The organism is Roseburia sp. OF03-24, assembly GCF_003463035.1.
Classification (GTDB): Bacteria; Bacillota; Clostridia; order Lachnospirales; family Lachnospiraceae; genus Roseburia; species Roseburia rectibacter.
Map to the genome: position 1 here is coordinate 5,006 of NZ_QSCK01000037.1, position 16,092 is coordinate 21,097.

At 41.9% G+C, this 16,092-nt stretch carries 16 protein-coding genes; 14 read left to right on the plus strand and 2 right to left on the minus strand.

The window, feature by feature from the left end:
- Positions 1-7: 7 nt before the first annotated feature.
- On the minus strand, positions 8-889 hold the full coding sequence (locus DXA60_RS15965; protein WP_117922313.1) for a LysR family transcriptional regulator: 882 nt from the start codon (positions 887-889) through the stop codon (positions 8-10).
- A 255-nt stretch (positions 890-1,144) separates the two neighbouring features.
- On the opposite strand from DXA60_RS15965, the gene DXA60_RS15970 reads away from it, so the two are divergent.
- The 7 genes from DXA60_RS15970 (at position 1,145) to DXA60_RS16000 (ending at position 8,231) form a co-directional block, all read left to right on the plus strand.
- Complete coding sequence (locus DXA60_RS15970; protein ID WP_117922314.1) at positions 1,145-2,020, plus strand: shikimate dehydrogenase; 876 nt, start codon at positions 1,145-1,147, stop codon at positions 2,018-2,020.
- Between the two features lie 70 nt (positions 2,021-2,090).
- Complete coding sequence (locus tag DXA60_RS15975) at positions 2,091-3,305, plus strand: MFS transporter (protein WP_117922315.1); 1,215 nt, start codon at positions 2,091-2,093, stop codon at positions 3,303-3,305.
- Between the two features lie 59 nt (positions 3,306-3,364).
- On the plus strand, positions 3,365-4,129 hold the full coding sequence (gene aroD / locus DXA60_RS15980) for a type I 3-dehydroquinate dehydratase (protein ID WP_117922316.1): 765 nt from the start codon (positions 3,365-3,367) through the stop codon (positions 4,127-4,129).
- Between the two features lie 223 nt (positions 4,130-4,352).
- Positions 4,353-4,958 (plus strand): TRAP transporter small permease, encoded by a 606-nt coding sequence (locus DXA60_RS15985; RefSeq protein ID WP_117922317.1) that lies wholly within the window; start codon positions 4,353-4,355, stop codon positions 4,956-4,958.
- Positions 4,959-6,248, plus strand: coding sequence for a TRAP transporter large permease (locus DXA60_RS15990; protein ID WP_117922318.1), 1,290 nt, complete (start codon positions 4,959-4,961; stop codon positions 6,246-6,248).
- Between the two features lie 15 nt (positions 6,249-6,263).
- On the plus strand, positions 6,264-7,295 hold the full coding sequence (locus tag DXA60_RS15995; protein ID WP_117922319.1) for a TRAP transporter substrate-binding protein: 1,032 nt from the start codon (positions 6,264-6,266) through the stop codon (positions 7,293-7,295).
- Between the two features lie 135 nt (positions 7,296-7,430).
- On the plus strand, positions 7,431-8,231 hold the full coding sequence (locus DXA60_RS16000) for a shikimate kinase (protein WP_117922320.1): 801 nt from the start codon (positions 7,431-7,433) through the stop codon (positions 8,229-8,231).
- 629 nt (positions 8,232-8,860) lie between these two features.
- Here DXA60_RS16000 and DXA60_RS16005 read toward each other — a convergent pair.
- Positions 8,861-9,979, minus strand: a complete 1,119-nt coding sequence (locus DXA60_RS16005; RefSeq protein ID WP_117922321.1) for a DUF362 domain-containing protein — start codon at positions 9,977-9,979, stop codon at positions 8,861-8,863.
- Between the two features lie 187 nt (positions 9,980-10,166).
- Between DXA60_RS16005 and DXA60_RS16010 the strand changes: the two genes are divergently transcribed.
- From DXA60_RS16010 to mtnA, 7 genes are all read left to right on the plus strand, one after another.
- Positions 10,167-10,577 (plus strand): hypothetical protein, encoded by a 411-nt coding sequence (locus tag DXA60_RS16010; protein WP_117922322.1) that lies wholly within the window; start codon positions 10,167-10,169, stop codon positions 10,575-10,577.
- Between the two features lie 17 nt (positions 10,578-10,594).
- Complete coding sequence (locus tag DXA60_RS16015) at positions 10,595-11,752, plus strand: alanyl-tRNA editing protein (protein WP_117922323.1); 1,158 nt, start codon at positions 10,595-10,597, stop codon at positions 11,750-11,752.
- A 105-nt stretch (positions 11,753-11,857) separates the two neighbouring features.
- Entirely contained in the window at positions 11,858-13,048 is a 1,191-nt protein-coding gene (locus DXA60_RS16020; protein WP_117922324.1) for a serine hydrolase domain-containing protein, read from the plus strand.
- Positions 13,045-13,641, plus strand: coding sequence for a hypothetical protein (locus DXA60_RS16025; protein ID WP_117922325.1), 597 nt, complete (start codon positions 13,045-13,047; stop codon positions 13,639-13,641). Before DXA60_RS16020 ends, DXA60_RS16025 begins: the two co-directional genes overlap by 4 nt.
- 43 nt (positions 13,642-13,684) lie before the next feature.
- On the plus strand, positions 13,685-14,377 hold the full coding sequence (locus tag DXA60_RS16030) for a hypothetical protein (protein WP_117922326.1): 693 nt from the start codon (positions 13,685-13,687) through the stop codon (positions 14,375-14,377).
- On the plus strand, positions 14,371-14,823 hold the full coding sequence (locus DXA60_RS16035) for a GGDEF domain-containing protein (protein WP_158570890.1): 453 nt from the start codon (positions 14,371-14,373) through the stop codon (positions 14,821-14,823). Before DXA60_RS16030 ends, DXA60_RS16035 begins: the two co-directional genes overlap by 7 nt.
- Positions 14,824-14,936: 113 nt before the next feature.
- On the plus strand, positions 14,937-16,037 hold the full coding sequence (gene mtnA / locus DXA60_RS16040) for an S-methyl-5-thioribose-1-phosphate isomerase (RefSeq protein ID WP_117922328.1): 1,101 nt from the start codon (positions 14,937-14,939) through the stop codon (positions 16,035-16,037).
- The last annotated feature ends 55 nt before the right edge of the window (positions 16,038-16,092 follow it).

Sequence of the window (16,092 nt, forward strand, 5' to 3'; positions counted from 1 at the left end):
TGCATTATCAATGGAATGATTTCCGTACAAACTGGATAAATCTCTGCACAGCCGGCAGTTGATATTTTCCCCGCATATATCCCATATATACCGTGTGTGAAAAAGTTTCCTGTGAAATGAGCGGCCTGATGCAGATATCATCCCTGTGAATCGTATCAACATCGGCAACGAGAGCAATCCCAAAGTTTTTTGCCACAAGTGAGGCAATTCCGTTTTCATCCGGAGACTCGCAGATAAAATTCGGGATCACTCCGTGGTCATTAAAAAAGTTACGTGTGTATTTGCCAAGACCGGAATGTCTTGCGTATCCAAGCACCGGGTATTTTTCGAAATCCCCGGCTTCAATTTCAGCTTTTTTACCGAGAGGATGTCCTATGGGAAGGATTGCCACAAGGTCCTGCTTTATAATAGGTATAAACTCAATATTTGGTTCATTCGCAGAGTAGGAACCAAAGATCAGATCATAAGAACCTTTCTTCAGACCTTCTATATTCATGGAAGTAATATCCTGAAAAAAATGAAACGTAATATTTTTATTCTGCTCTAAGGAAAGAAAAGCGCGTACCGTATTTGGAATAAATTCACGGGCAAGCGGGGAAACATAAGCTATATCAATATGTCCACCGTTTGTTGCAATCTGCTGCATTTTATTTGAGGCGCGTGTAACATCATCTAAAATCTGCGTGACATGCTCTAAAAAAATCTCCCCGGCTTTTGTGAGCGTGACATTTCGCCCGCGTTTTTCAAAAAGTGTGATACCAAGTTCATTTTCTAAAGCAGCAATGGAACGGCTTAAACTTGGTTCTGAAATATTCATTTTTTCTGCTGCCTGGTTGAAGTGCTGAAGGACGGCTGCTTGGTAAAAATAACTCAATTGATTAAGTGTCATGTATAGATCTCCTTATAAATGATAGATAATATCTATGGATTACAAAATAAAACCATTGTTTTTGTACACATTATATCATGATTAGTACATTAAAACTATTAAAAAAGCATGAAATTGGCATTGGATGTATTGAAAAAAGCGTTGTATAATAATTACATCAGAGGTTGTTAAGTTTTTAACAAAGCGGGCAGGTAATGTTAAAAACATGAAACTAAATAAGAAAATCAAACAAAAAAGAAAAAGGAGAACACTACTATGGCAGAGAGAATCACAGGTCACACAGAGCTTATCGGATTAATGGCTTACCCAATCAGACATTCAAGTTCACCGGCAATGCACAATGAGGCATTTGCATATTTAGGACTTGACTATGCTTACCTTGCATTCGAGGTTGACAACAGTACCTTAGAGGATGCGATCAAAGGTCTTCGCGCATTAAAGATGGTTGGTTCTAACGTATCTATGCCAAACAAAACAGTTGTTGGTCAGTATCTTGATAAATTATCACCGGCTGCAGAGCTTTGCGGAGCTGTAAATACGATCGTTAATGACAACGGTGTATTAACAGGACATATCACAGATGGTATCGGATTTATGCAGGCATTAAAAGACAACGACATCGACGTGATCGGAAAGAAAATGACCATCGCAGGTGCCGGCGGAGCTGCAACAGCAATCGAGATCCAGGCTGCATTAGATGGCGTAAAAGAAATCTCTATCTTCAATATTCATGATAAATTCTGGGAGAACGCAGAGGCAACTGTTAAGAAGATCAATGAGAGAACAAACTGCAAAGCTACTCTTTATGATTTAGACGACAAAGAGAAATTAAGAGAAGAGATGGCAGATTCTTACATCTTCGTAAACGGAACAGGTGTTGGTATGAAACCGTTAGAGGGAATGTCCGTTGTTCCTGATAAATCTTTCTTCCGTCCGGAACTGATCGTTGTAGACGTACCTTATTCTCCGCTTGAGACAAAGATGCGTTCCATGGCAAAAGAAGTTGGATGTAAGACAATGAACGGTCTTGGCATGATGTTATTCCAGGGAGCAGCAGCATTTAAACTCTGGACTGGAAAAGATATGCCGATCGAGCACATGAAAGAAGTATTAAACATCAAATACGAATAAAATCCCCCAGTCACATGCGGCGGTATGAAAAAATGCCGTTGCATCACAACTCAAATTGAGGAGAAAATCAATGAATAAAAAATATTTACCGAGCGCACTGATTCTTTATTTAAATTATTTTATCCATGGTGTCGGATGTTCTATTTTAGGACAGGCAGTGATCAAGGAAGCTCTTGCTGCATCCTGGGGTGTGGAAGCTATGGCGATCACAGCTATTTCTGCCGCACTTGGACTGGGAAGACTGATCGCACTTCCATTTGCAGGTCCTCTTTCTGATAAGTTAGGACGTCGTATCTCTACTGCAATCGGAAGCGGTTCTTATGCAGTATATCTGATCGGTCTTGCGCTTGCATTTAATGCAGGAACAAATGGTGGATATCAGATCGCATATATCTGTGCCATCATCGGAGGTATTGCCAACTCTTTCCTTGATACCGGAATTTACCCGGCTGTAGGTGAGATCATTTACAAGGCACCGGGTGTTGCAACAATGGGAATTAAATTCTTCATTGCGATCGCACAGATGATCCTGCCGTTCGTACTTGGCGTAACGGTAGCAACAACAGCAGCAGGTCTTACATCTTATAACACATTATTCTTTGGATGTGGTATCATTTATATTGTATTATTAGTATTAGTAATGCTTTTCCCTCTTCCGGATGCGGATCAGAAGGCAGCGGGAGAAAAAGAAGGACTGATCGCCAGCTTAAAACATACACATTTTTCCATCGAGTCTGTTGCAATGATCCTGATCGGTTTTACCTGTACCGGTACATTCCAGCTCTGGTTAAACTGTGCGCAGAACTTTGCAAAAGAGAATGTGGGCTGGACAGATCCTTCCATCATGCAGACTTACTATTCCGCAGGAACAATGCTTGCACTTATCGTAACAGCAATATTAACAAGAAAAATTAAAGATGTCAGATTTATCGTGATCTATCCGGTAATCTGTCTTGCTACATTAATTGTTGTATTAGTTGGAAAGAGCCAGCCTCTTATGATCGCAGGTGCATTCCTGATCGGCTGGGCAGGCGCAGGCGGACTGCTTCAGATCGCTACATCAGTCTGCAACATGCTTTTCCCGAAAATCAAGGGAACGGTAACGGCACTTGTTATGATCGCTTCCTCACTGTGTAATTATACGATCCTGACAGCAGCATCAAAGATGCAGCCTTCACAGGTTATGGTTATGAATATCGTATTAACAGCAGTAGGTGTATTACTTGGATTATTTGTAAATCTTCGTTATACAAGTATGGTTGTGCAGGCAAAAGCAGATAATTAAAAAAGATTCGTGTGAAGAATCATATAAGAGATTTTTACACACAGGAATGGAGGATTCATATGAGCAACTATGTAGAAGTCCGCGGTGTCAGAATCGGTGAAGGCGTGCCGAAGATCTGTGTACCGATTGTTGGTAAAACAAAAGAAGAGATTCTTGCAGCAGCAAAATCTTTTGCAGATGTAAAAATGGATGTTGTTGAGTGGCGTGTTGACTGGTTTGACGGTGTGTTTGATTTTGCACAGGTCGAGGACGTATTAAAAGATCTTCGTCCGGCACTTGGCAATACACCGATCCTGTTCACTTTCCGTACCTCTAAAGAGGGTGGCGAGAAAGCGATCGAGCCAGATGTTTATGTAGAATTAAATAAAAAAGCAGCAGCAACAGGGCTGGTTGATCTGGTTGATGTGGAGGCTTTCACAGGTGATTCTTATGTGAAAGAGATCATTAAAGCTGCACATGAAGCTGGTGTGGCAGTTGTTGCTTCCAATCATGACTTTGACAAGACACCGGATAAAGATGATATCGTAGGACGTCTCCGCAAAATGCAGGATTTAGACGCAGATATTCCGAAGATCGCAGTAATGCCGCAGAATAAAAAAGATGTTTTAACACTTCTTGCAGCAACAGAAGAGATGGTATCTGAATATGCAGACAGACCGATCATCACCATGTCTATGGCAGGAACTGGTCTGATCAGCCGTCTCTGTGGTGAAGTATTCGGTTCTGCACTGACTTTTGGAGCAGTTGGAAAAGCATCTGCACCGGGTCAGATGAATGCAGCAGACTTAAATACAATTTTAAATCTGATTCATGAGAGTATGTAAGAATAGCCATAAAAATGGATGTCCCGTATCGAGACAATTCTCATAAGAAAACAAAACCGGATGTCGAATGGAGTTTTTTGACATCCGGTTTTTGTTAGAATTGCATTAGAAAAAACAGAGAAATCTGATAAGATATAATAATAAGTATAAAATCGTTTATTACAAATGAATGATTTTGTATATTGATAAAGAGAAGTTATACGAAGGAAGGAGAAAAGGCTGCATGAAAAAATTTATTCATGTCATAGACGAAAGTCTTGAAGAAATTCTGATGGTTCTCATGTTAGCGGCTATGACGCTGATCATGGGATGTCAGGTATTTTCCAGATATATTCTTGGAGTATCGCTTTCGTGGTCAGAGGAGATCACAAGATATCTGTTTATATGGTCTGCATTTTTAAGTGTGAGTCTCTGTACCAGAAAATGCATTTCTATCAAGGTGGATCAGTTTATCAAAATGTTCCCAAAACGTGGAAAAACTATTTTTAAAATCACAAATCTGACCGTAGAATTTGTATTTTTTATTTATCTGATACCGTTCTCCTTCCTGTATTTAAAGGCAACGATCGAGAGTGGACAGGTCAGCCCGGCATGTGGACTGCCAATGTATTATGTACAGTCGGCCCCGTTTTTCTGCTTTATTCTGACCGCATTCCGTATCGTGCAGCGCTGGTTTGGTGAGTGGCGTATTTTGCTTGGAAAAGAAAAGAAGCCATTAGAAGAGGGTAATATCGCGTCCGTGATCGAGGAAGCAGTGATTGAGGCTCCGGAACAGCCGGATCATGTAAATACAGATGATTCACATTCTGCAGTGGGAAAGGAGAAATAGATGTCAGCAGTTGTTGTTTTTATTATTTTTGCCATATGTCTTATCATTGCAATTCCGATCTCTATTTCACTTGGAATTGTAGCTGTACTGCCGGGAGCATTTGATGCTTCTTTTACGGCAAGTGCAGGATATGTCATCCGTTCCATGGTCGGAGGAATTGACAGTTTCCCGTTACTTGCAGTGCCGATGTTTGTGCTTGCGGGAATCCTCATGGCACACGGCAAGATTTCAGAAAAATTATTTGATGTATTTGTATATTTCCTTGGAAATAAAAGAGCGGGGATTCCATGTGCAGTGATTATTACCTGTCTGTTTTATGGAGCAATTTCAGGTTCTGCACCGGCGACCGTTGCTGCGGTCGGAAGTATGACGATCCCGCTTTTGATCGAACTTGGTTATGAAAAGGATTTTTCCACGGCGATCGTTGCGGTGGCGGGCGGTCTTGGCGTTATCATCCCGCCGAGTATCCCGTTTATCATGTATGCGATGGCAACCGGTGAATCGGTCAGTGACCTGTTTTTGGCAGGTATCGTACCGGGCATGATGATCAGTGCACTGCTGATCTTTTACGCATATTATTACTGCCGCCATCATGGAGAAGACAGAGAAAAGATCCAGGCAAAAATGAATCAGCTCAAAGAAAAAGGTTTCTTCAATATTTTAAAAGAGAGCATCTGGGCACTGCTCAGTCCGGTGATCGTACTTGGCTGTATTTATACCGGTGTGGCATCACCGACAGAGGCGGCTGTCATTTCTGTATTTTATTCTTTATTTGTCAGTCTGTTTATTTATAAGTCCATTAAAGTAAAACAGATCTGGGGCATTATGGTGGAGGCGATGAAGACCTATGCACCGATCTTATTTATCCTTGCAACATCGACGGCATTTTCGCGTGTACTTACGCTGATGCAGGTTCCGCAGGATGTCAGCGCATGGATCATGACACATTTTTCAAATGAGATCGTACTGCTTCTTGTGATCAATGTGGTACTCTTGATCGTTGGTATGGTCATGGATACGACTCCGGCGATTCTGATCTTAAGCCCGATCTTACTGCCGATCGTGCAGCATGTTGGAATGAATCCGATCCACTTTGGTGTCATGATGATCGTAAACCTTGCAGTTGGATTTGTTACACCTCCGGTCGGTGTCAATCTGTTTGTGGCAAGTTCGCTTACGAATGTGCCGATGATGCAGATCGCAAAAAAAGCAATGCCAATGATCGGATATTTCCTGCTTGCACTGCTTTTGATCGCATTTATTCCGGCAATCAGTCTTTGTCTGCTTTAAAAGGAGGGCAAATAATTGAAAAAATATAAGGAAAAAATAGTGTGCGGAGTGCTTGCAGGTGCGGTACTTTTGATGAGCGGCTGCGGAAATAAAGACGCACAGGATCAGGTGAGAGTACAACGGTATGCATGGCCGCTTGGAAGTTCGAGTCCGGAGGATACAGTCACACAGATCTATGCGGAGAAATTTGCTGAGGAAGTGGAACGCTTAAGTGATGGAACTATGCTGATTTCTGTTTATCCAAACAGTGTACTTGGCGGAGACAGGGAATTATTAGAATCCTGTAAAGAAGGGGATATTCCTTTTGTGGTACAGAACACGGCACCGCAGGTAACTTTTATGCCGGATGTTGCAGTATTTGATATGCCGGCAGTGTTTGAAACCATCGATGAAGTGCGGGAACATGTGGATAACCCTGACTTCCTTTCTATGATGCAGCAGGTATATGGAGATGCAGGATATGTTCTTTTGGGATATGCCGATCAGGGATTCCGTGTCATGACGACAAACCGTAATGTACAGTCTATTTCTGATTTTAAGGGACAGAAAATCCGTACCATGGAAAACTCCTATCATATGGCTTACTGGAAAGCGCTTGGTGCAAGTCCGACACCGATGACATTTTCAGAGGTTTATATCGGGTTGCAGCAGGGAACCATTGATGCGCAGGAAAATCCATACGAGGTTATTGTTTCTAATAAGTTGTATGAACAGCAGGACTATGTTGTTGAGACAAACCATCTGCCACACCTGATCTCACTGATCGTCAGTGATGAGTTTTTTGAGGGTTTAACAGATGAACAGCAGGAGATTATCCGGGAAGCTGCGGAGACGGCAAAAGAATATGCCAGAGAGCAGTCGGATGAGCGTATCGCATCCCGTATCCAGACAATTGAAGAGAGCGGTACAAAGATCATTTCACTGAGTGATGAGATGTATAGCCAGATCCGGGAACTTTGTAAACCTGTGTATGAGTCGATTGAAAACAATGTTTCTGAAGATCTGATTGATGCATATCTTGGTGATATGAAAGATGTGATTGAATAAAAAGCTGTAAAAAATGATATCATACACTTTAAAACATAAATACTTTAAAGTGTTAAAATATTTTGCTTGCGGAATGCAAGGTATCTTGTTATAATGCTTTTTATAGAATAAAGAGGAAAGTGCAGGTAAATTATAATGGATAAGATAGAAGCAATCCGTGATAAAATTGGAGAATGTGATGATATTATCATCGAACAGCTTGCGGTTCGAATGTCATATATACAGGAAATCATTTCTTATAAGAAAGCAACCGGTATTCCAATCTTACAGCCGGAACAGGAAAAGAAGCAGACAGACGCATTAAAGAACAAACTTGGTGATAATGAGTTTGAGGAAGAGATTCTTGATATTTTCAAATATATCATGAAAAACAGCCGACGTATTCAGGCAAAGAGCCTGTTTGATTACAATATTTTCCTGATCGGATTCATGGGAGCAGGAAAGAGTACGATCGCCGGTGAGCTGAAAGATAAACTTGAAATGGATCGTGTGGAGATGGATCAGATGATCGTAGAAAAACAGGGTATGTCCATTTCTGAGATCTTTGATGAATACGGTGAGGCATATTTCCGTAACTTAGAGAGTAATACTTTAATCGAAATGCAGAAGAGAAAACAGACGATCGTTTCCTGTGGTGGTGGTGTTGTCATGAGAGAAGAGAATACCGATCACATGAAAAAGAATGGACGTGTCGTACTTCTGACTGCAAAACCTGAGACGATCTATGAGCGTGTCAAAGACAGTGATGAACGCCCGATCCTGAACAATAACATGAATGTTGAGTTTATCAGCAGCCTGATGGACAAACGAAAAGACCGTTATGAGGCTGTTGCAGATATTACAGTTGCCACTGATGGAAAAAATGTCACGCAGATCTGTGAGGAGATCATTTCCAAACTGATCGCGTTGGATAATGCAAAAGAGTCAGAAGTATAAGTTTGATTTATGATATGATGAAAAAAGCTATCGCATAAATTGCGGTAGCTTTTTTTGAAAGTATAGCTTGATGTTCTATAACATAATCTTACTGAAAAATGATGGTTTGTGGGTATCATTAATTCCCCGGCAAAGGGTGGTTTCGAGGTTTTGTGAAGGCAAATTGCATCAAGCCGGGACTGTTTTGTTCCGTTGTCCGAAAATAAGGCAATCTAAGTATGCCTGATTAGATTGTGGCGGAGTGACGTGTGCGTCTTAAACGCCCCGTCCAGGGGCATTAAGACTTGTGCTGCCATCCGTGGCAGCACAACACTGTATCGTGAACAGGCAGACTAAGATTGCCTAATTTTCTCCCAAAGTCACAAAACGAATCCTGGCTTGATGCAATTTGCCAGCCGCTAAGTTATGAACCACCCTTCGCCGGGGAACTCATTTTACACCCTTGGCGGTATGTAAATTTTTATGGTGTTCATTTCAAAACTGTCGAAATAAACAAATTGTGGTGATTATGGAAAAATTTAAAATATTTCGTATTATTGGTTTGGCAGTCTGTGAAATGATTCGTGTAATGCAATGTGGCAGATAAAAATTCTGGCAGGTCATTAGGCTGAATATCAATTTCAAATGCACTAAAGCGTAATCAGCTTATACTGGTCACGTCCCAGTCCAATCTTCACTGCATGAGAAATGCAGCTTCTCCACTCCGTATCCGGATGTGTCATATGGAAATGATCGTGATCTTCCTCATTGCCATGAACTTTTATATTTTCACCAAGGACACTGTTTTCCACCGGAGTCATCTGGTTGCACAGATCAGCACAGGCAACGTCAAGTGCGACCGGATCGAAAGATGCTAACATACCGACATTTGGAATGATCGGAATATCGTTTTCTGCATGACAGTCACAATTGGGTGAAACGTCGCAGATCAGTGAAACATGGAAACACGGACGGTCTTTGCAGACAGCTAAACTGTATTCTGCCATCTTATAGTTGAGCATGGCGATGGAATCATTGTAATCAGCAGCGATCGCATCCTTCGGACATACAGCTAAGCAGCGCCCGCATCCGACACATTTATCATGATCGATCGATGCTTTATGATCTTTAAACTGTGGTGCACCGTGCGCACAGATCCGGCTGCAGGCACCACATCCGACACATAAGGACTGGTCTACACTTGGTTTGCCATCGCAGTGCTGCTCCATTTTTCCGGCTCTTGAACCACATCCCATGCCGATGTTTTTGAGTGCACCGCCAAAACCTGCCATCTCGTGGCCTTTGAAATGCGTCAGGGAAATAAAAACATCTGCATCCATGATGGCATGTCCGATCTTTGCTTCTTTGACATATTCACCGTTGATCGGAACGATCGTCTCATCCGTACCTTTTAAGCCGTCACCGATGATGACATGGCATCCGGTCTGGTAAGGGGAAAATCCATTGACATAAGCTGTCTCAAGATGGTCTAAGGCATTTTTACGGCTGCCGACATATAAAGTATTGCAGTCAGTGAGGAAAGGTTTTCCACCTAGTTCCTTGACATAATCGGCAACGACTCTGGCATAATTCGGACGAAGAAATGCAAGATTGCCATATTCACCGAAATGTATTTTGATCGCTGCGTATTTGTCAGTAAAATCGATCGTTTCAAAACCGGCTGTTTTCATAAGACGGTGTAATTTCTGGAGCAGATTTTCATGCTCTGTTGCTTTAAAAGATGTAAAATAAACGTTTGATGCTTCCATACTGTGTGCCTCCTGTATGTTTCATATAAGGGGAGTGCCCGCTCCCGGATATATGATATTTATTATCTATAATTATATAAGAAAAATATAGAAATGTCAGTAGAAAAAATGTCAGATTATGCTATACTAAAGTACAGAATGTTACTGTTTACCCGAAGCGCAGAGTAAGAAAACGGAGGAAAATCCGATGAAACAGCAGAGCAAACCAAAGAAAAGCAAAAAAGAAAACAATCATATGCCGGGCGATTGGTTATATTTTGCACCTGAAAATGTGACAGTACGTCATATTTTTGATGTGCTTACAAATGCAAATGATGATACAATAACAGCATCTTATGAGGTAGAGATCTGGGAGAATGCTGGTGTATTGGAAGTAGGATTAAGTGATGGAGCAACGCTTGATATTGAACAGACAGAGATTCCGGCAAAAGATGAGATCACAGCGGCATTTGCGAAAGAACATGGATGTGAGTGTGTATTTCTTGTTACCATAAAACCGGAAGAATTTGATATCGCAAAGAATGCAATGCAAAAGATCGTGGCTTCTTTAGGCGGACTTTTCTGCGGAGACACCGAGGATTTTACACCAGTATTGTAGTAGAAAAGAGGAAGAATATGACAGAAAAATTATACGATCAGGATGCATATGCAGTAGAGTTCGATGCAAAAGTTTTATCCTGTGAGGCATATCATGATAAAGATGAGAGTGGTTACCATGTTGTATTGGACAGGACACTTTTCTTCCCGGAAGAAGGCGGTCAGAGTCCTGATAAAGGAACGATAAACGGCATAGAGGTGACTGATGTACAGATCAAAAAAGATGTGGTCACACACAGTTTAAAAGAACCGCTTGCTGTTGATGAAAATGTACATGGAAAGATTGACTGGACACATCGTTTTAACAATATGCAGCAGCATTCCGGTGAGCATATATTTTCCGGGATCGTACACAGCAGATTTGGATATGACAATGTCGGATTTCATTTAAGCGACAATATAGTTACAATGGATTTTAATGGTGTCCTGACCGCAGATGAGGTCAAAGAGATAGAGACGGCAGTCAATGATGTGATCGTAAAAAATCTCCCTGTGGAAATTACTTATCCGGCAAAAGAAGAACTTGCAGCACTTGATTACCGCAGTAAGATCGAGATCGAGGGACAGGTGCGTATCGTGACGATCCCCGGCGTGGACGTCTGTGCCTGCTGTGCACCGCATGTAAAGCGTACAGGTGAGATCGGAACACTCAATGTACAGAGCCTTTCTAATTATAAAGGTGGTGTCAGAATCAGTATTTTAAGCGGTTTTCGTGCCTTAGAGGAGGAACAGAAAAAATCACAGATCATTTCAGCAATTTCCGGTACACTTTCTGCGAATCAGGAGCTGCTTCCACAGCTTGTGGAAAAATTAAAACAGTCCAACCAGGATCTGAAATACAAACTGGCACAGGCAAAGCAGAAACTCATTGATCAGAAGATCAAAGAGATTCCAGCAGAACAGGAAAATGTACTTTTGTTTGAGACAGATCTTGATACACCGGTCATGCGTAATGCCATCAATGGGCTTGTGGAAGCACATGACGGGATCTGCGGTATTTTTGTGGAAAAAGAAGACGGTGGTTATAATTTTATCATCGGAAGTAAAACAAAGGACTGCAGGGAGATTGCCGCCCTGCTCCGCGAAAAAACCGGTGCACGAGGTGGCGGAAGTGCGGCAATGATTCAGGGATCTGTCACTGCAGATGAGAAAGTGTTAAGGGAAATATTGATCTGATGTGTATACAGTATGTGTGAATGGCAGCGGTTGTCAGTGCGTTAACAGCACGATATGATTTATCGGATTTTTTACAGCAGTATGTGTGGAAATGGGGAAACTTCAATGGAATTAAGTCAGAAACTGGAACAACTGATTGAAAAATCAGTAGAAAAAAAGGAGATTGCCGGAGCGAATATTCTGGTCATACAGGATGGAAAGGAAAAGGCATTTGCAGCAGGCGGACATGCAGACATTAAAGCAGGCAGAAAATATGAACGTGATACCATAGTACGGCTTTATTCCATGTCAAAACCGGTTACATCTGCTGCTGCCATGCTTTTAATGGAGCGGGGGCTTCTTGATCCGGGAGCTTTTGTGGAAGAATTTCTGCCGGGATTTCACAATGCGATCGTTGCAGAAGGAGGAAAACTGGTTCCGGCGGAGAAACCGGTCAGAATCTGTGATCTGCTCAATATGACATCAGGTCTGATGTATGGTGGAGATATCACGAGCGTCTGTTCCATGGAGACGGAAAAACTTTTTGACCGGATCAAAGAACATTTATATCTGGAAGATGCGCTGACTACGCAGGAGATTGCAAACCGTCTTGGTCTGATACCGCTTCAGTTCCAGCCTGGAGAAAGTTTTCAGTATGGTACATCTGCAGATGTACTTGGAGCAGTCATTGAAGTGATCAGTGGAAAGTCTTTTGGAGAATTTTTAAAAGAAGAATTTTTTGAGCCGCTTGGCATGAAAGACACTGCATTTTATGTGCCGCAGGAGAAACAGAACCGTCTTGCAAAAGTGTACCAGAGGACGGAAGATGGACTAAAACTTTATACGGAAGATCATCTTGGTATCATGAATGCAATGAAACAGGAACCGGCATTTGAATCGGGTGGCGCAGGACTGGTTTCAACGTTAGATGATTATGCGAAGTTTGCGTCAATGTTAATGCAGGATGGCTCTTATCAGGGAAAACAGATATTAAAAACGCAGACAGTACGATATATGACAAATGGATCATTAATGCCTTGGCAGCAGGAAGTATTAGATCAGTGCTGGGAGGGGATTCGCGGATATACCTATGCCAATTTATTGAGAATCCAGAAAGACCCTGGAAAATCCCCACTGTTTACTTCAATAGGAGAATATGGCTGGGATGGATGGCTTGGGGCATATTTCTGCAACAGCCCAAAAGACGGTCTTACGATGCTGCTTACCATGCAGCTTAAGGATGCGGGAACGACATCATTGACAAGACGTTTAAAGAATGTGATCTGGAGTGAACTTTGCGGAGGAAGACAGAAATGAATTTTGACTTTATGATGGAATGTGAGATAAAAGATCCGAAAATCAAGACTGCGTACGATGAAATTTACAAAGAGCTTGTGGAAGCAGAAAAGCACTACTGGAAGGAACCACAGCAGAGCGGGATTTTGTTCCGTAAAACGGCAGAGCGGATATGCCGCTTTTATAATGATTATTACGAGATCGGATTTTCGGAAGGTACACTGTTAGAAGAGTTTTTATGTTATACCGACAAAGAAGAGCATAATGTTTTAGTGAGCCGTTTTTTCAGCACTGTCAAGGATCAGAGGGATCGTCTGAATAAATTAAGAGTGCTTGGAGATGACTGTATCTGGGGGGAAGAAGGACCGGACCGTGGAATGGAATTTTGTGACCGCATGGCACAGGATGCAGAGAAAATGGCAGATGCGATGATGGAAGTCATTAAAGACATGTGCAGGCATTTTAATGGCAGAACAGATGTAGATGACAGATTTTTTTTCGTTGACTGGGTACCGGATTATTCAGAAGAAGAAAGATTTCCCAAAAAAGAAGAAGAAAAAAAGAGCAGGCCTTCTATTTTTTCAAGATTTTTTTGTGGAAAAAGCAGTACATAAAGAGGACATGATTTGAAGAATAAGATAAAAAACAGGATATCGAATGCGTATTGTATTTTCTACGCAGGAAATAAGTGATACAGGGCATTGTGTGCGTTTTTTTACATCGCATATGGCTGTCTGGGTATATGCGGATGACAAGCTGATATATTCGGTGGAACAGTTACACTCGGTTTTTGGCAATTCGCCGGGAGTGATATGGAATTTTGTGGATATACCGTCAGAGACAGAACAACTTACTGTGATCGTCCGGGCAGCATATCCGCAGGTCCGTCAGAAAAAGATTGATTTTTATGCCGGGGATACCGGACGGATGTATAAATATTTGTTATACAGTTCAGAAGCCGAGGTTATTGTCAGCCTGCTCGAAATTATGGTGGGTGTTGTTTTAATCGGATACTGGCTGATGGCGCATAAAAGAGTTCCAATCGAACGTGATATTTCATATTTTGGTGTCTTTGCGTTATTGACGGGGATATGGACTTTTAATGAAACAAAGATGGCAACGATCCTGATTTCAAGCCGGACGGCATGTGCATTTGTTTCGGCAGTTTCACTGATGTTGATGATACCGCCGTTTGTTCAGTTTATGAAGTGTTTCTGGAAAATAAAAGACAGATGGATTTCAGAGACGATCTGTGTCATGGCATATCTTAATTTTGTTATTCAGATGCTGCTTCAACTGACAGGAATCCTGGGATTAAGACAGATATCATTGGAAGATTTGGTGTGCTGACCGGTCTGTATAACCGTAATTCTTATGATGAATGGGTAAAAGAAAAACAACAGGCAGATGGAACACTGATCGTGACATTTGACCTGAATAATTTAAAACACTGCAATGATACGATGGGGCATGCGATGGGTGATTCTTATATCAAAAATGCTGCTGAGATCATTTCGCGTGTATTTGGCAGCCATGGAAGATGTTACCGCATTGGTGGTGATGAGTTCTGCACTGTCATTCAAAACAGGGGTGGTTTTGATCTGGAAGAAAGACTGAAAGAACTTGAATTGGAACAGCAGGAGTTTAATCAGAGCCATACGATTCCAAAGATACAGATTGCCTATGGTTTTGCCGGATTTGATGCAGAGAAGGATATGGATTTCGAAGCGGCGAGATCCCGTGCAGGTGTTAAAATGTATGAAAAGAAAAGAGCATTAAAAGGAGGGGGCAGATAATGTTCCCTTCGTTTTTGTTTCTTAAAAAGTACCGGCGTTAGACTTTAAAATTGTTTCTTTCGCGTGTATAATAAAAAGAAGTGGAAAAAAGAAGAAAGGCACAGGTCACGAAGATGCAGCAGTGCAAAGAAAATGACAATATCATGAATTATGATACGGTGCGCTTAGATGATGAAAATAATGCAATTATTATCATCGATCAGACGAAACTTCCGGGAAAGATAGAGCTGATCGCTTTAAAGACAGCGGAAGAGATCTGGGATGCCATTTACCTGCTTAAGGTAAGGGGAGCTCCGGCGATCGGGGTTGCAGCGGCATTTGGAATCTATCTTCTGGCAAAACAGAGCGGCGCGGCAGATTATGATACTTTTCATGATGAGTTTATAAAACAGAAAGAGTATTTAGAATCTGCAAGACCGACAGCGGTTAATTTAAGCTGGGCGCTTAACCGGATGCAGGGCGTTTTAGAAGCGCATGCCGATGAGAATGTGGCGAGAATCAAAGAATATTTAAAAGAAGAGGCAATAGAGATCTGGCAGGAGGATATCCGTGTCTGCAGAAAGATCGGCGAATATGGTCTGACACTGGTAAAACCGGGAGATGGCATTTTAACCCACTGTAATGCCGGACAGCTTGCAACCAGCAAGTATGGCACGGCAACAGCACCGATCTATCTTGGGGAAGAAAAGGGCTATCATTTTAAAGTGTTTGCAGATGAGACAAGACCACTGTTACAAGGGGCAAGACTGACGGCATTTGAATTACAGTCCTCCGGAGTGGATGTTACCCTGATCTGTGATAATATGTCTGCAACGGTTATGAAAAATGGATGGGTCAATGCAGTATTCGTCGGCTGCGACCGCGTGGCAGCGAACGGTGATACGGCAAACAAGATCGGAACATCCGTGGTTGCAGCAGTAGCAAAATATTATAATGTACCGGTTTATATCTGTGCACCGACTTCAACGATCGACCTTAATACAAAGACAGGAGCCGATATTAATATCGAGCAGCGTCCGGCAGAGGAAGTGACTGAGATGTGGTACAAAGAGCGCATGGCACCAAAGGATGTAAAGGTGTTTAATCCGGCATTTGATGTGACAGATCATGAACTGATCGCTGGAATTGTGACGGAATACGGAATCGCACGGGCACCTTATACGGAGTCATTGCAGGAGATATTTAAAAAGCGGGCACAGGAATCAGAAAGATAAGATTGGGCAGAATAAAATATCTGCAGGAATGAAGATAAAAAGGAGTGTATGAGAC

Bases quoted from the DNA above. Each gene is read 5' to 3' on its own strand.
- DXA60_RS15965 (WP_117922313.1), bottom strand. From the start codon at position 889: ATGACACTTAATCAATTGAGTTATTTTTACCAAGCAGCCGTCCTTCAG.
- DXA60_RS15970 (WP_117922314.1), top strand. From the start codon at position 1,145: ATGGCAGAGAGAATCACAGGTCACACAGAGCTTATCGGATTAATGGCT.
- DXA60_RS15975 (WP_117922315.1), top strand. From the start codon at position 2,091: ATGAATAAAAAATATTTACCGAGCGCACTGATTCTTTATTTAAATTAT.
- aroD (WP_117922316.1), top strand. From the start codon at position 3,365: ATGAGCAACTATGTAGAAGTCCGCGGTGTCAGAATCGGTGAAGGCGTG.
- DXA60_RS15985 (WP_117922317.1), top strand. From the start codon at position 4,353: ATGAAAAAATTTATTCATGTCATAGACGAAAGTCTTGAAGAAATTCTG.
- DXA60_RS15990 (WP_117922318.1), top strand. From the start codon at position 4,959: ATGTCAGCAGTTGTTGTTTTTATTATTTTTGCCATATGTCTTATCATT.
- DXA60_RS16000 (WP_117922320.1), top strand. From the start codon at position 7,431: ATGGATAAGATAGAAGCAATCCGTGATAAAATTGGAGAATGTGATGAT.
- DXA60_RS16005 (WP_117922321.1), bottom strand. From the start codon at position 9,979: ATGGAAGCATCAAACGTTTATTTTACATCTTTTAAAGCAACAGAGCAT.
- DXA60_RS16010 (WP_117922322.1), top strand. From the start codon at position 10,167: ATGAAACAGCAGAGCAAACCAAAGAAAAGCAAAAAAGAAAACAATCAT.
- DXA60_RS16015 (WP_117922323.1), top strand. From the start codon at position 10,595: ATGACAGAAAAATTATACGATCAGGATGCATATGCAGTAGAGTTCGAT.
- DXA60_RS16020 (WP_117922324.1), top strand. From the start codon at position 11,858: ATGGAATTAAGTCAGAAACTGGAACAACTGATTGAAAAATCAGTAGAA.
- DXA60_RS16025 (WP_117922325.1), top strand. From the start codon at position 13,045: ATGAATTTTGACTTTATGATGGAATGTGAGATAAAAGATCCGAAAATC.
- DXA60_RS16030 (WP_117922326.1), top strand. From the start codon at position 13,685: ATGCGTATTGTATTTTCTACGCAGGAAATAAGTGATACAGGGCATTGT.
- mtnA (WP_117922328.1), top strand. From the start codon at position 14,937: ATGCAGCAGTGCAAAGAAAATGACAATATCATGAATTATGATACGGTG.